We start from the raw sequence: 14,175 nt of genomic DNA on the forward strand, positions 1-14,175 counted from the left end.
AACGGATCGTGAACGGGACGGCGCAGCGGCACTCTCGGTCCCGGACACGCGGAATTCCGCGCAGAACCGCTATCGAACGCAGTCCGACACTGTCTGGCGGCGAGTCGTATCTTTGGGAACATAATGTTCTATAATACCAGATTATGCGAACAGATTGATCGAATAGAAATATTTAATGCACATTTTGTTCGTACTAGCGGGCGAAGTCGACCGGATCCCCGTCTGTGGCGCGACACTGCTCCACACGGTCCGTCGACGACCCCCAACGATGACAGAACACGACCGCTCGACGACGATCGCACCGCTCCCGGAACCGACGGAATCGACCCCGACCACACCCCGGGCACTCACACGAGCGGTGTGGCTCCTGTGGCTGGCGAGTCTGGGCGTGTTGGCCGCCCGGTTGCTCACCGGCGTCTCCTGGGAGTCCGGCGGCGTCGTCGCCGTCGACGGACTGACGGTGCTGCTGTGGGTCGTCGTGACCTTCTTCAGCGGTATCGTCCACAGCTACTCCCGCCGCTGCATGGCCGGTAGTCGGGACCTACCCCGGTTTTTTACGCGTGTGTTCGGGTTCACGATCGCAGTGCTGGTCCTGGTAGCCGCCGACCACGTCGCCCTGTTCGGGGCGGCCTGGCTGGCGATGGGACTGACGATGGCGGCGCTCATCGGCTACGCGAACGGGTGGCCCCAGGCACAGGCCGCCGCGACGCTGGCCCGCCGGTACTTCCTGGCCAGTAGCGGCCTCCTGGCGCTCGCACTAGCAGTATTAGCCTGGACGACAGGTGCGAGTACCGTCTCGGGCATCGTCGCGGCCGTCGACACGATCCCGACCGTCCCCTGGCTGGTCGCGGTGCTGGCGCTCGTGGGTGCGGCGATGATCCAGTCGGCGCTGGTGCCGTTTCACTCCTGGCTCCTCTCGTCGATGACCGCGCCGACGCCCGCGTCGGCGCTGATGCACGCCGGGTTCGTCAACGCCGGCGGCGTCCTGCTGGTCCGGTTCGCCCCCGTCGTCGCCCTCGACTCCACGGTCATGCTCGCCATCGTGATCGTGGGGGCAGCCAGCGCACTGCTCGGAAAGCTTCTGAAGACCGTCCAGACCGACATCAAGCGGAAACTCGGCTGCTCGACGGTCGGGCAGATGGGTTTCATGATCCTCCAGGCCGGCCTCGGCTTCTTCGGGGCCGCGATCACCCACCTGCTCCTGCACGGCTTCTACAAGGCCTATCAGTTCCTCTCCGCCGGCGATCAGGTCGAGCAGACCGCACCGACGACAGCGAGTCACCCGACCGATTCCGGTCTCGTCGGCGTCGCAGTGACCGTCGTGACCGCGCTGGCCGGCGGCGCGGTGTTCGCGGCGTTGACCGGGAAGGGGACGAGCCTCGATACCGGCCTGCTGCTGGCCGGCTTAGTCTCGCTGACGACCCTGCACGCGACGCGGACAGCCGTCAAACACCGCGGGCTCCCGACGACCGTCCGCTACGTGGTTGTCCCGCTGATCTTCCTGGTTGCCATCGCGGTCTACGCCGCGGTGTACACCGCCGTCACGAGTCTCTTGGCGCCGCTCCCGCTAGGGTCGCCCCCGACCGACCTGACGTTCGTCCACGGTGTCGTCGCCGCTGCCTTCGCCGCCGCGTACCTCGTCATCGAGACGGGCGTCTACAAGCGCAGCGAGCGCCTCTACGTGGCTCTACTGAACGCCGCACAGCCCCCGTCCGGAACCCTGCTGACTGCAACGGAGGACTACAATGAGTACTGACCCAGCGATCCGCGAGAGCATCGAGCGCGCAGCAGAGCCGATCGGCCGCGTGTGGCCGCTTCACTCCTTCGTGACCGCGAACCCGCTCGCGGGCTTTGAGGACGAACCGTTCCCGGAGGCCGTCCGAAAGGGAGCGGACCGCTTCGGCGGCGACGGCTATCCCAGCCCCGAGATGTTCGAGGCGGCCTGGGAGAACGGACAGATCGACACGGATGTCCTGACCGACACCCTCGCCGAACACGGCTGTCAGACCGATCCCGAAGCGAGCCTGGAGCGCATGAGAGCCGCCGAGTCAGAGACCCCGGCGACCGACGAGGAAACCCCGACCGACCGCGTCGACGCCGTGGTGACGAAGTGGCTCGCGGCCTTCGTCGACGAGGGGCAGGCGACGTGGTCGATGCCCAACCGCGAGGACGGGTTCTACGCCGCCTTCCGCGCGGCCGCACAGTACGACGGCCAGCTCCCCGACCCCGGTTCCGTGGCGGAACTCCCCGAGGACCCCATCGACGCGCTCCACCGCCTGCTCGGCGAGGTCCCACCCGGCGAGTGGGAGGAGCTGTTCGAGTCCCACCTGACCGCGCTGCCGGGCTGGACCGGCTACATCAAACAGCGGGCCGCCGACGGCGGCGAGTGGCAGTCGGCGTCCCCGATCACGCTCGCGGGGTATCTCGCCGCCCGCCTGGCCGTTACCGACGCGTTCGGGGCACCGCTGACGCCGCCGGCGGAGTCCGACGACGATGACGACGACGCCGTCGCGATCGCGGAGGCGTGGCTGAGCGCCTGGGAGGCGACCTATCGGACGGAACTGGTCGGCGCCGTCGCCGAGGAGAGCGCCACGCGCGAGACCGACGACAGCCGGCCCGACGCCCAGTTCGTCTTCTGTATCGACACCCGCTCTGAAGTCATCCGCCGCCACATCGAGGCGACGGGGGACTACGAGACCCACGGCTACGCCGGCTTCTTTGGCGTCCCGATGCGCTACGAGGGATACGACGCCGACGTGGCCGTCGACGCGTGTCCCCCCATCGTCGACGCCCAGCACCGGATCACCGACCGTCCGAGCACCGGCGAGGACGCGAAACGGCGTGCACACGATCACCATCACCACACCGTCGGCACCGGGGAGAAGGTGCTCAAGGCGCTGAAATCGAACGCCGCGACCGCGTTCAGTTTCGTCGAGAGTGCCGGCGCGGGCTACGGGGCCGCGCTCGCGGCGCGGACCCTCCTGCCCGGCCGCCTCTCGGACGTGCTCGCGACCGCTGACGACGCGCCTCCCGAACGGGAGTTCTGTGAGCCGACGGTCGACTACAACCCGGACGCCGTCAGCGAACTCCGGGAGGGGCTCACCCACGAGGAGAAAGTCGAGTACGCCGAGACGGCCTTCGACCTGATGGGCTGGGAACAGTTCGCCCGGGTGGTCGTCTTCGCCGGCCACGCCAGCGAGACGGCGAACAACCCCCACGATGCGAGCCTCGACTGTGGCGCCTGTGCCGGCAACCCCGGCGGTCCGAGTGCCCGCGTACTCGCGGCGATCTGCAACGACCAGGCGGTCAAGAGCGACCTCCGCGAGCGCGGATTCGACATCCCCGCGGACACCGTCTTCGTCGCCGCCGAGCACAACACGACCACCGACGATATGACCCTGTACGACGAGCGCGTCCCCGAGAGCCACGCCGAAGACATCGACCAACTCGAAGCGGACCTCGACACCGCACAGTCGCGTGCGACCGCCGAACGGACCGGCGCGGACGGCGACAGCGTCCGCGAGACCGAGCGCCGCGCGGCCGACTGGGCCGAGACCCGCCCCGAGTGGGGGCTCGCGGGCAACGCTGGCTTCGTGATCGGACCCCGGGACCTCACCGAGAACCTGGATCTGGACGGCCGCTCGTTCCTCCACTCCTACGACTGGGCGACCGACGCCGAAGGCGACGCCCTCGAAGCGATCATGACCGGGCCGATGGTCGTCACCCAGTGGATCAACGCACAGTACTACTTCTCGACAGTCGATCCGGCAGTCTACGGCAGTGGCTCGAAGGTGACGCAGAACCCCGTCGGGAACGTCGGCGTCTACCAGGGCAACGGCGGCGACCTGCTGACCGGCCTCCCGTTGCAGTCGGTCCACGCGGCCGACGACGAACCGTACCACCAGCCGCTGCGGCTCTCGACCGTGATCCACGCGCCGGTCGAGCGGGTGACCGAGATTTTGGCCGACGACGACCAGCTCACCCAACTGCTCGACAACGGCTGGCTCTCGCTGACCGTCGTCGATCCCGAGCAGGACCACCGTGCGTTCCACTACGACGGCGACCTGGAGTGGGCACCAGTCGACGATCAGCCGCCGGTGACCGCGATGCCGGAGACGCCAGCGGTCGCCGACGACTGATCGGCTCGGAGCCGGCCACCCACGCTCACCGTGGTTCGATATAGCAGTTAACGGTTTATCACAGGAGTTCAACGGAAGCTCCCCGATGCCACAGAATCGGCCGTTGTGGCCGCCTACGCGTCCAATACTGCCGATCTGATGTGTTTGGCGACCGCGCCGGGGTTCTCCCGGGGCGCCCAGTGGGCACAGTCGTCGAACACCCGGAGCGAGCCGTCCGGAACCCGGTCGGCCGCCCGCTGTGCCCACTCGACGGGGAACAACTCGTCGTGGGCACCGTGGGCGAACCGCGTCGGAACCGAGACCTCCCCGAACCGGTCGACGAACGTCGTCCGGTAGCCCTCGCGGGTGACTTCGGCCTCGCGGAAGCGCCGGAACGCGACGCCGGCGGTCGGCCGCTGGACCTCCTCGTAGACCGCATCGACCGCGTCCGCCGGGAGCGAGTCGAGGTCGTGGACGATTCCGCCCAGGCTGGCCCTGGTGAACCGCCGACTCCGCCGGAACAGCGCGATCGAGAGCCGGTTGAACGTCTGGACCCGGGCGAGGAGATACGAGAGCCCGCCGTTCGGGAGCGTGCTCCCGAGGCCGTAGGCGTCGATCGGGACGAGTGTCCCGACGAGGGCCGGCCGGCCCAGCGCGAGTTGGATCGCGATACCCCCGCCCATCGAGTGGCCGACCAGCGTGACACCGTCCAGACCGAGTTCGTCGAGAAAGTCACCGACGACCGTCGCGTGTCGTTCGATCGAGTACGACCCGGGCGGCACGTCGCTCGCGCCGTAACCAAGCAGGTCCGGCGCAAGGACGTGGTAGTCGGGCGCGAGCCGGTCGATGACCGGCCGCCAGGTGACCCCCGCGGCGTCGATGATCCCGCCGTGGAGCAAGACGACCGTCGGGTCGGTCTCGGCGCCGGCTTCGAGATAGTGGATCCGGTTCGAATCGACGCTGACGGCCGCTTCTGCGGGCATGTCCGGGCGCTCGGGGGCCAGACACAGAAGGGTTTGGGCGGGCGCGAGCAGGTCGGTCGTGAGTCAAAATAAATCATATATCGCGATATAGAATTAGTGATGGTCCCGAGCCAGAAAGTCTGAGGATGGATATTGACAAACCATCATTTGTATAATAATTTCAGTAAATCAATTTGGAAAGGCAGAGAGTAACACTGGGTGTGAAAATTAGTAGAGGAACTTTTGTCGCCAGTTAATTGTAGTCTCACTACGAGTGTGTTCTAAACGTTTGAAACTATGCCACCCTACAAGAACCAACATTACGTCCCACAGCATTATCTCCGTCCTTTTGCAAATTCTGATGACCGCCTGTGTGCATACAATATTGAACGGGAAACTGAATTCCCACCTACGCCAATCAGTAACCTCTGTTCTGAAGACTGGTTCTACGGGGGGGCGGAACAAGAAAAGAGTATCTCGCCCTTTGAGGCAGAGTGTGAGAGAATACTGCAACAACTCCGAGATGCTCAAACGTTATCAGTAGTGTCTGGCGAGGACTATCGGAATCTACTGAGATTCATTCTCTTCCAGCGGATGAGGACTAAACAGGAAAAGGAAGACATGGATAAAATGCTCACTGATGTTGCTGAGGAAATTGCAGAGATGGGGGTTGAATCGGGGGAGATAGGTGAAGAGGCATTGAATCTACTCCGAGAAGATAAACTAACAGTTTCACATGAGAGTATGCATCCTCGGATGATTCTGTCAGCCCTGCTTGGTCCAGAGTATATTGCAGACCTCCGTGGTGTACTCCTCATCAATGGAACAGATACGGGTTTTATTACATCAGACCATCCAGTTATTATGGACAACCCCAAGTTCAAAAGACAAAGAGACCGATTCTTGGGAGGACTACAAAGCCCTGGACTTCAGATATTTTGTCCAATATCCCCCAACCGAGTTATGTTTCTGTATGATTCTGACCATTATCAATTCACCCACGGAGACAATCCGGCATCACTGCGAGTCCGGCGAGTTGAGACAGTCAAGTCCATCAATACACTTCAAGTTCTAAATGCACTCGATAACGTTCTGTATACACCTTCTGGCCGGGAAAACGAGATGAAGGAGTTACATTCGAATGTTAAGTCCCAGACAAGAAAGCGGAAATTGGAGACAGAGGTCCATGAGGAGGGGAACAAAATTTCTCAGTCAGGTAATGAGGTGATTGAATTCGGGCCATATCTCCCCGACTATTCACCAAATATTCCGTTCCTTGAACAGACTACAAAGAAGTGGTCGGATATTGAACGGAGGCAAGGAGTTTCAGATGCAATCAATCAGAGGATTGAATCCGTGATATCAGATGCAGAAAATGACGGGTGATTTGACTACATTCACCTGAATAGCTAGCTCCAGAGATAGGTTCAGAAGGCCCGGTCTAGAATGGATTTCCGGTAGCTTCGGTTCACCGCGAGTCGATAGAGTTGAGGGTCGTGAGAGGAATACGATGATTGAGAAGCTCTATCGGCTTCTGCAAGAGCGGCTTGCATCCAATGTCGGCGTATCTTCTCCGCAAGGATTTCGTCTGGTCGCCTGGTGAACTCTAGCCAATGCGGTCGTGATACACTCTCATCCTCCCAGACTAGTCGTTTAAATTGGAAATGTTCGTCCTCCACTGATTGCTCGATAACTTCATCTAAGCCGTCCATCCAATCTGGGAGGATGAAGCCTGTCTTTGGGGTCCCTGAGAAGAACGTACCAAGGACGTATCGTTGATTGATGATGACGGCAATTCTATCGGACTGCTTCATCGTCGTGACTATACGGGGGTCATCCTCATCCAACCCGGTTTCCGAAATGAGACTGCTCATCAAATCAAGGTACGACTCAATCCACTCTCTATCCGGTGTTCTCGAAATAAGTTCCACTAAATCTGTGTCTTCTCCGTGAGGAGAGACTTCTTTTGTAGTACTCGTAGAAGAGTGGAAAGAGGGTATTGAGGTGTTGATACGGGGTGCAGATGAACTCAATGAGGGGGTTTCTGAGTCGGTGGTAGGTGGTGATGATGGTGATGTAGATGCTATTTCTGACAGTACATCAGTATCAACGGTGTCGCTGTTCGACCAGAGGGTATCGTACCAGTCTGATAACTCTGCAATAGTTTCTGGGGCATCTAATAGAACGCCCATTTCTTCCCGCTGTGAGATTCCTTTAGTCGTGAGGTTAGCTGACCCAACAAGGGCCATCTCGTCTCCGAGTACAACTTTCGCATGGAGGTCTTGGACATGATGAATCTGTGGTGAGTGAGTCTCTATGAAGTTCTGTATATCGTGGCGAGCTTCGCCTCTGTAGAGTCCAATCCATGCTTCAACGTCTGTGAGGAGTCGCCACGAATCAACATCCCCGACAAGATTTTGGAAATAAGAGAGTCCGATATAGGGGCAAGCTATTCGAGCAGAGTCACTGGAAGAGAGTATATCTGTAATTGATGTGTCAAATGGCGAATCGTCATCGTCACCAGCGTGGTAGACCAACCGCGTCATAGTGTCTGTATGGAGTTAAATTTCTAAAAAGATTCGTATGTTCGAGGGAAGCAACCTGAAATGGTTACAAAACGAATAACGAGAGCTATGAGACTATACGGTATGTTCGACCTCGGTTTTCGCCCTCTGCTCTGATGAGATTGTATCGCTCCATCTTCTCCAAATAATTCCTGACAGTGCGGTCTGTTTTCGGGTCATCCACACGGTCTTGATACTCCTCATAGAGGTGGCTGGGTGCGATTTCACCAGCCTCTGCAATGATATCGAACACTACCTGTTGTTCGTCGGTGAGCTTGTCCAGATTCTGCTGGCGGATTTCCGATTTCGCTTCCGGAACACTCTCCTGAATTACTACATCTGTGATTTCTTTCAAACCCTGCTGAGACGCTTTCTTTGCCGCGTTTCTCAGAATTCCAATCGCTACTCGTGCATCACCTGCCGCTACGTCAGCGATAGTTTCCAATTGAGAAGTGGAAACCGCCTCAGGTTCGAGACCCCACTTCGCTCGGTCTTCCAATATCTCCACTAACTCAGCAAGCGCATATCGGTTGAAGTGGATGCGTTCGCTTGTCTGGAACCGGCTGGAGAGCCGAGCATTCAGGTCCGCAAACACGCTTGTCTCATCGTTAGCGACGAGCATCAACGCGAGTCCAGATGTACGGTAGAGTTCGTAGAGAATCCGCTTGTCCTCAAGCTGGTCCACTTCATCAAGGATGACGACGTACGGTGGTCCGTCATAGTCTCTGAGTCGGTCAAGAAGCACGTCTCGGGGCGTGGACTGACGGTGGATATCGAACCCTTTGTCGAGACCGTCGAGAATCCGGTACAGCGTTTTGAAGCGAGTGTAGTCCTCCCAGCAGTTGACGTACTGGTATTCGAGGTCAAAAACAGTCTCACGGAGTTTCTCAACGGTGTGGCGGGCGATGCAGGTTTTCCCAGTCCCCGAGGGGCCGTACAGAAAGACGGGTTCTGCAATATTCCTGTTTGTGAGAGGTTCTAACGCGGCAGTGAGGGTGTTGATTTCGTGCTGGCGGTGTACCACGTCGCCCGGCACAAATTCTGGGTGCAGAACTCGTGCATCCCGTATCATTACCAACTTATTGTGTTTCCAACTACTTAATTGGAAGAGGGCTGTTTCCAATTCTTCCAATTCCATAGCCCTCTCTCAACTACGATACCCATACGCAAGAATTTCGTATGCTAATTCCCAGGTTAGCCGTTCAAGAGGTCGTCTAAGTCCTCTGCGGTGAGCGAATTATATTTTTCAAGATATGAATCGACATTATCAACCGATTCTAAATCTGTGATTCTCTCCAACTTCTGTTGCGCCTGCTGACTGAACTTCCCTAATTCACCTTGGTCATACTCATGTTCCGCATCAACATACAGCACATACACAATGTGGTATTGAGTGTTACCTTCCGGAATATATGTCACTACCTTGGAGTAGGCTCTCCCGTCACTACTGAACCGGATTATATCCAGATTCCCAATCCGTTCATATAGAAATTTGTCAGGCGGTGCTTCCCCTTCAGCCATATTCTTGAGTTTTGTGAGAAGCTCCCTTTGTTCCGTAGCTGTTAAGCTAGCCAGATGCTGGGGAACACCACCCTCAAATATGAAATGTGTTTCTTCCGAACCGCCTAAGCGAACAGGGACCACTAATTAATCGAAAGAACTGACGGGGCTTAAAATTTAAGAGCGGCTTCGATAGATTCCTTGCTAGCGGTGTTACCCTCTGCAAGACCGTCGATAGCTTCAAGAACCTCTACGGGGACTTGTGGCTCATCATCGCCACCTTGACCGGGTTCTCGGACGGATTCAGTTGACATACCTGATATTATGGGAGTCTTCGGTATAAATCTACTCCTCTCAGTGATTCCAATCTGGGTATTGGAAATGTGGAAACTGCACGCTTGCCCTTACCCTACGTGAACGACACTACAAGATATGTCCGACCTCAAACCGATAGCGTTCGATATCGAAACGTCTGGTTTGGACCCAGATTCGGTCATCACGGTCGCGGGCGTGGCGACTGATATAGGTTCCTGGCTGGCACTGAACACCAATGGACGCACGGCTAACGCAACGGCGCTTGAGACGGTTCTGGAAACTGAATCAGGGTCACATGTCCAAATAAGAGTCTGCAAAGATGAGGAGACACTTCTACGGGCGTTATCGGACTTCGCAGACCAGAGTATCGACGGAGACCGTCACTACCTGACCGCGTAAACGGCGAAACATGGAAGCAAGGCTTTGACCTCCCGTTCGTCCGCAGTGCGTGCGTTCGGTGTAGTGTTGAGTGGCCGTTCCCAGACATCGCGTACGCGGACGTGATGACGATGATGAACCGGTTCGACACAGACGACAAGAACGACCTCGTGAGCGTGTACCAGAAATTAATTGGAAACGACGACTGCGACCCGTTCGATGACAGCGGCAGTGCAGTTACTGCCTTTGAGGAAGGAAACTGGGAAGACCTTCTACTGCACAACCTTGCAGACATTGAACGAACACGCGAGCTTGCGGTCCTCGCTGGGAGGTACGTACCGAAGTCTGATTTCCAGATGAAAAACCTAAGTCCTCCAACAATCTAATTAATCAACTTTATTCTTCACTGTTATCAGCGTCATCTTCCTGTTCAGAGTCGTCTTCTTCGGTTTCTACGTCTGCTTGTTCGTTATCTACTGAAATATTATCTCTCTGCAGAATTGTCTTCAAATTTTGTTCGTTCGCTCGTTCATCACTCAAATCTGGAGGGTGTTCGTCAACAGAATTATGGAATTCACTGATACTCTTATTAAATTCTTTCCTGGCTTGATTGTACTGTCTGTAAGAAAGAACAGTTCCTTGTTCAAAAAGCCGAACTCTGATTGTTGCTCCCCGCGGTGTTAGAGCGTGCAAGTGTGTCGTGCCATTCGGTCTTGTGACAGCTTTACGATGAAGAAGTGAAACTTCCTGCCCTTCTGTCAGGCGCTGTGATACTGTTGGACGACTGATTGAGACCTCGGTTACCAACTCTTCGAATTGAGACCCCGATGGCGAAATCGCACATAGTACCTCAATTGTTCCCTTTCTAGACAGATACTCGCTAGTTGAGAGGGGCATATACTCACTCTCATCGGGACTCTGTAAAATATCTGAGCACGGATTAAGATTTAACCGCCGTTTGATTATTACCCTGGTAACACCAGTGCGTTTTCCCGGCACTGACTGATACTTTAGCCCGTTAGAAGCCTGTGTAGCCTGGAAGAATTGGAAATACCACACTGAAATATAGTTAAAATCTAACTCATAGCCCTAGTCGAGAAATGGTGGACGCTGACAAGCCGTCGTCCGGGACGCCTCAAGTTAGAGCGGCGGCACTAATTGATGAGGCTGAAGCCCTCTGTCGGGTCCACGACCACATCACTCGCGTCATTGGTGACCTTGAAATCCCAGATGATACGTTTACGGACCAGTACGCAAACACGTACCCAGGAGAATTAGGTTTTGAGTCAGTAATAAGAACACTGCTGTATCAGAAAGTCTGTGGGTTTAGTCAAAGAGAAGTCCAAAGTCGGTAGTTCCCATCGAGTCAGCGGATAGTTACAACTGACGAGGTTACGTTCGCAGAAAGCGTCTGGATGGGTGTTGTGGAATTTCTCTACCACCCAGACACTGTTCTTACGGCCTCTGACCTTGAAACCTTAGCGCTTAATCTACTCGCAGCGATTCCGATCCCTGGAGTCGAAGGCTGCGGCTTCGACTCCGGGATCATCCGTCAAACGCTGCTGCAAGCTGCTGTCGGTCAGAAGTCCATCAAAGCCGTCACAGATACCACTCGTGGAAGCTACTCCGACGATTACACCCTCAAACAACTGCACACCGTTCCAGCAGATGACCTTGAAGCCGCCGTCAACGACATCTTCGCTCAACAGGCGGCGATGATCCTCGGCCCCGGTCCGAGGATCATCTGCCTCGACTTCGTCGATATCCATTACCACGGTTGTCCTCACACTGACGGTGGCGAACTCTGCCACACGAAACCCCGCGATGGCACCAGCAAGTGCCATCGCTACCTCGCTGGATTCGTCCTCTGTCGAGCTAAACCACTCGTCATCGCCGTCACGCCCGTCCGTGGAGACGAACCAACAAGCGACGCGGTCGAGCGACTGCTCGACCACGTCGCGGCCCTACCGTTCACCGTGGCTGGACTTCTCGCCGACCGCGGCTTCTACAACGGTGCATCAATCGAGCGACTGGATGCCGTGGCACCAGTCGCTCTTCCGATCGTCCGCCGTGGGAAGCAGATGGCCGAGAAACTGGACACGACGGTCTCCTACTGGACGGAGTACGTGATGTACAAGGGAAGCGAGCGGGAACTGCGCTTCCCGCTCGCGGTCTGTGTCTCCTACCAACAAGGCAACCGAGGCAAACACGGGTTGCTCGTGCGGGCCTACGTGGCGTGCGATCTGACCGATCGCACGCCGAAGGAAGTTGAAGCTCTCTACCAGAAACGATCAGCCATCGAGACAGCGTTTCGGACGATGCGTGAAGCGCGTGCGCGAACGAGTACAACCAATCCAGCCGTTCGGTTGTTGTTCATCCTCGTGAGCTTCCTGCTACGGAACCTCTGGGCGATTGTCCGATGGGGCGTGCTCGCCACGCCGCGACGCGGCGGGCGAGCACTACCCGTCTGGTTCCGCTTCGAGGTGTTCCGGGAGTGGGTTGATCACGCTCTTGACGACACCTTGAGCCGGAAGTGGGAAGCACCAACCAACGGTGTCGGAATCCCGGCGACCTACAGCGAGCTGGACGCGGGCTGAAGCTGCCCGCGTCCAGCGGCAGACCTGTACATGAGCGACAGCTTCGCCTCTTGTCTGGGCTGACGGCGCTCTCACTGGCGTGAGACCGCCGTCTTTGTTCGACTCATTGAATCGGTCGCTCTGATCTCGTTCAGTTCCTTCCAGAAATCGAGTCAGCAATCAGGAACGATGGGAACTACCGAAGTCGTCTCCAGCGATGGGCATATCTCCAAGTTCGGTTTGGGCTGAAGCGGGCACCGACTCAACAGGCATTGTCGTACACGTATAGAAATCGGTTGTCGCTTTCCGACCGACAGGTACTGACGACCGCTGCTGAAGGAATCCGTGAGATTGCTTCCGAATGTGACTTGCTCAGTTCACCCGACAAGGAACCGCCAATCCAACCGGATGAACGGGGTCAAAAGGGACTAACTGAAGATGAGATTCTGCGCACGGTGCAAACTGCTCGTGATAGAGTATTCACTGAGTTCGCTACAGACCGTGCTGAGAACGCAAAGTACGATGATGAGGTATACTGGGAACTACAGGCGTATCTCTCAATGACAGCACATGGGAAGCGCCGAACAAAACGGCGGGCCAGTAGATTGAGTCCACGCGACGAAATGCCCCACGGAGACACCCACACACGCACGATTAAGAAACTCGGTGCGCCAGACCCTCAAACCGAGTTGTCAGAATTCTCTAATCCAGCGGGTCCACAGAAGTGGAAACAGATTCGGAATACGTTGCTCGAACCGTTTGACAGTGCGATTGAAAACCTCATAGAGCAGACAGACTTTGAAGAAAACCTGCGAGAGCCAGTCAACGTCGCAATTGACATTACACCGTGGCGGTTCTACCCATCCCCGTGGAGAAACCGCGACCTCAATATTCCCAAGGAAGACTTTCCGAAGATGGTGAGTGGGTATACTGGACCGTCTGAAGAGAGCGTCAATGAGGAATACGAACGTGGGTACAAGTTCGCCACGCTAACCATCATCGGGGAAAACACACCCATCGTACTAGCTATCGAGCCAGTAAAAGAGAACTCAAACTGGGAGAGTGACACGGCGGCGAGTTTGTCAAAAGCAGCGGTGGTGGACAGGCTGCTTTCAAAAGCAGAACAGTACGTAGACATCCACAAGGTGATGGCTGACCGTGAGTTCGATGGTCATGCTGTTAGAGATGTGATTGACAGGAAAGGGATGACGTATCTAATTCCGAAGCGGGCTAGCGCCGCTCAGGACTTAGAAGACATTGAGAAAGTCAACTCACACCCTTCAGCGGACATCGGTGTAAAGAATAGTGTGCCGCTTACAGTTGATGGGCGAACTCACGATGTGGATTTTATTTATTTCCAAACAGACGGTGGGGACTATGCAATCATGCTCACGAACGCGGATGTTCCAGTTGAGCGTTCTCCTGGCTTAGTCTCGCAGTATAGAGACCGTTGGATGATTGAGAACGAGTATAAATCCATCAAAGAGCATTTCCTGCCACGAACAACGTCGTCTGATTATCGCGTCAGGTTGTTCTACTTCGTCGCCGCAGTATTGATGTACAACGTGTGGCGGTTGACGAATTTGCTCTTACGAACGTGGTTTGATGTTCATATGGGGGAGAAGCCTCCGATGCCCGCAGGAGAGGTGACGGAAATAATCGCGTTCTGCATCGGCTCTGGTATCGGTTAGTTTCATACCTGACTTACTTCGGTCAGTTGCAACCGTGAGTGGCGACACTTTCTCTTGACCGCGGATTTGTC

13 protein-coding genes are annotated in these 14,175 nt (G+C 56.6%); 7 read left to right on the plus strand and 6 right to left on the minus strand.

What is annotated here, in order from left to right; translation table 11 throughout:
- Positions 1-268: 268 nt before the first annotated feature.
- Together VJ109_RS06450 and VJ109_RS06455 are read left to right on the plus strand one after the other, a co-directional pair.
- Positions 269-1,756, plus strand: a complete 1,488-nt coding sequence (locus tag VJ109_RS06450; RefSeq protein WP_324759934.1) for a proton-conducting transporter transmembrane domain-containing protein — start codon at positions 269-271, stop codon at positions 1,754-1,756.
- Complete coding sequence (locus VJ109_RS06455; RefSeq protein WP_324759936.1) at positions 1,746-4,139, plus strand: DUF2309 domain-containing protein; 2,394 nt, start codon at positions 1,746-1,748, stop codon at positions 4,137-4,139. Before VJ109_RS06450 ends, VJ109_RS06455 begins: the two co-directional genes overlap by 11 nt.
- A gap of 113 nt (positions 4,140-4,252) precedes the next feature.
- On the opposite strand, the gene VJ109_RS06460 is transcribed toward VJ109_RS06455, so the two are convergent.
- Positions 4,253-5,101, minus strand: coding sequence for an alpha/beta fold hydrolase (locus tag VJ109_RS06460; protein WP_324759937.1), 849 nt, complete (start codon positions 5,099-5,101; stop codon positions 4,253-4,255).
- 276 nt (positions 5,102-5,377) lie between these two features.
- On the opposite strand from VJ109_RS06460, the gene VJ109_RS06465 reads away from it, so the two are divergent.
- Positions 5,378-6,466, plus strand: coding sequence for a DUF4238 domain-containing protein (locus VJ109_RS06465; protein ID WP_324759939.1), 1,089 nt, complete (start codon positions 5,378-5,380; stop codon positions 6,464-6,466).
- Positions 6,467-6,507: 41 nt separating this feature from the next.
- Here the strand turns inward: VJ109_RS06465 and VJ109_RS06470 are convergent, their stop codons facing one another.
- From VJ109_RS06470 to VJ109_RS06485, 4 genes are all read right to left on the minus strand, one after another.
- The gene (locus tag VJ109_RS06470) at positions 6,508-7,626 is read right to left on the minus strand and encodes a phospholipase D-like domain-containing protein (protein ID WP_324759941.1); all 1,119 of its coding nucleotides are present in this window, start codon (positions 7,624-7,626) and stop codon (positions 6,508-6,510) included.
- Positions 7,627-7,711: 85 nt separating this feature from the next.
- Positions 7,712-8,716 carry a Cdc6/Cdc18 family protein gene (locus tag VJ109_RS06475; RefSeq protein WP_324759944.1) on the minus strand — a complete coding sequence of 335 codons (1,005 nt, stop codon included), beginning with the start codon at positions 8,714-8,716 and terminating at the stop codon, positions 7,712-7,714.
- Positions 8,717-8,838: 122 nt separating this feature from the next.
- Entirely contained in the window at positions 8,839-9,288 is a 450-nt protein-coding gene (locus tag VJ109_RS06480; protein WP_324759946.1) for a hypothetical protein, read from the minus strand.
- Between the two features lie 26 nt (positions 9,289-9,314).
- On the minus strand, positions 9,315-9,458 hold the full coding sequence (locus VJ109_RS06485) for a hypothetical protein (protein ID WP_324759948.1): 144 nt from the start codon (positions 9,456-9,458) through the stop codon (positions 9,315-9,317).
- A 118-nt stretch (positions 9,459-9,576) separates the two neighbouring features.
- On the opposite strand from VJ109_RS06485, the gene VJ109_RS06490 reads away from it, so the two are divergent.
- Together VJ109_RS06490 and VJ109_RS06495 are read left to right on the plus strand one after the other, a co-directional pair.
- Positions 9,577-9,858, plus strand: coding sequence for a hypothetical protein (locus tag VJ109_RS06490; RefSeq protein WP_324759950.1), 282 nt, complete (start codon positions 9,577-9,579; stop codon positions 9,856-9,858).
- 110 nt (positions 9,859-9,968) lie between these two features.
- Positions 9,969-10,223 carry a hypothetical protein gene (locus VJ109_RS06495; RefSeq protein ID WP_324759952.1) on the plus strand — a complete coding sequence of 85 codons (255 nt, stop codon included), beginning with the start codon at positions 9,969-9,971 and terminating at the stop codon, positions 10,221-10,223.
- 10 nt (positions 10,224-10,233) lie between these two features.
- Here VJ109_RS06495 and VJ109_RS06500 read toward each other — a convergent pair whose 3' ends face one another.
- Positions 10,234-10,734, minus strand: coding sequence for a hypothetical protein (locus VJ109_RS06500; protein ID WP_324759954.1), 501 nt, complete (start codon positions 10,732-10,734; stop codon positions 10,234-10,236).
- A 518-nt stretch (positions 10,735-11,252) separates the two neighbouring features.
- Here VJ109_RS06500 and VJ109_RS06505 point away from each other — a divergent pair.
- Entirely contained in the window at positions 11,253-12,434 is a 1,182-nt protein-coding gene (locus VJ109_RS06505) for an ISH3 family transposase (protein ID WP_324759955.1), read from the plus strand.
- Positions 12,435-12,868: 434 nt separating this feature from the next.
- The gene (locus VJ109_RS06510) at positions 12,869-14,104 is read left to right on the plus strand and encodes a transposase (RefSeq protein WP_324759957.1); all 1,236 of its coding nucleotides are present in this window, start codon (positions 12,869-12,871) and stop codon (positions 14,102-14,104) included.
- Positions 14,105-14,175: the final 71 nt, after the last annotated feature.

The organism is Haloarcula montana (assembly GCF_035666295.1).
GTDB lineage: Archaea > Halobacteriota > Halobacteria > Halobacteriales > Haloarculaceae > Haloarcula > Haloarcula montana.

Excerpts from the sequence above, each read along its gene's own strand:
- VJ109_RS06490 (WP_324759950.1), top strand. The coding sequence starts at position 9,577 with ATGTCCGACCTCAAACCGATAGCGTTCGATATCGAAACGTCTGGTTTG.
- VJ109_RS06470 (WP_324759941.1), bottom strand. The coding sequence starts at position 7,626 with ATGACGCGGTTGGTCTACCACGCTGGTGACGATGACGATTCGCCATTT.
- VJ109_RS06485 (WP_324759948.1), bottom strand. The coding sequence starts at position 9,458 with ATGTCAACTGAATCCGTCCGAGAACCCGGTCAAGGTGGCGATGATGAG.
- VJ109_RS06450 (WP_324759934.1), top strand. The coding sequence starts at position 269 with ATGACAGAACACGACCGCTCGACGACGATCGCACCGCTCCCGGAACCG.
- VJ109_RS06500 (WP_324759954.1), bottom strand. The coding sequence starts at position 10,734 with ATGCCCCTCTCAACTAGCGAGTATCTGTCTAGAAAGGGAACAATTGAG.
- VJ109_RS06495 (WP_324759952.1), top strand. The coding sequence starts at position 9,969 with ATGATGAACCGGTTCGACACAGACGACAAGAACGACCTCGTGAGCGTG.
- VJ109_RS06465 (WP_324759939.1), top strand. The coding sequence starts at position 5,378 with ATGCCACCCTACAAGAACCAACATTACGTCCCACAGCATTATCTCCGT.
- VJ109_RS06505 (WP_324759955.1), top strand. The coding sequence starts at position 11,253 with ATGGGTGTTGTGGAATTTCTCTACCACCCAGACACTGTTCTTACGGCC.
- VJ109_RS06475 (WP_324759944.1), bottom strand. The coding sequence starts at position 8,716 with ATGATACGGGATGCACGAGTTCTGCACCCAGAATTTGTGCCGGGCGAC.
- VJ109_RS06455 (WP_324759936.1), top strand. The coding sequence starts at position 1,746 with ATGAGTACTGACCCAGCGATCCGCGAGAGCATCGAGCGCGCAGCAGAG.
- VJ109_RS06460 (WP_324759937.1), bottom strand. The coding sequence starts at position 5,101 with ATGCCCGCAGAAGCGGCCGTCAGCGTCGATTCGAACCGGATCCACTAT.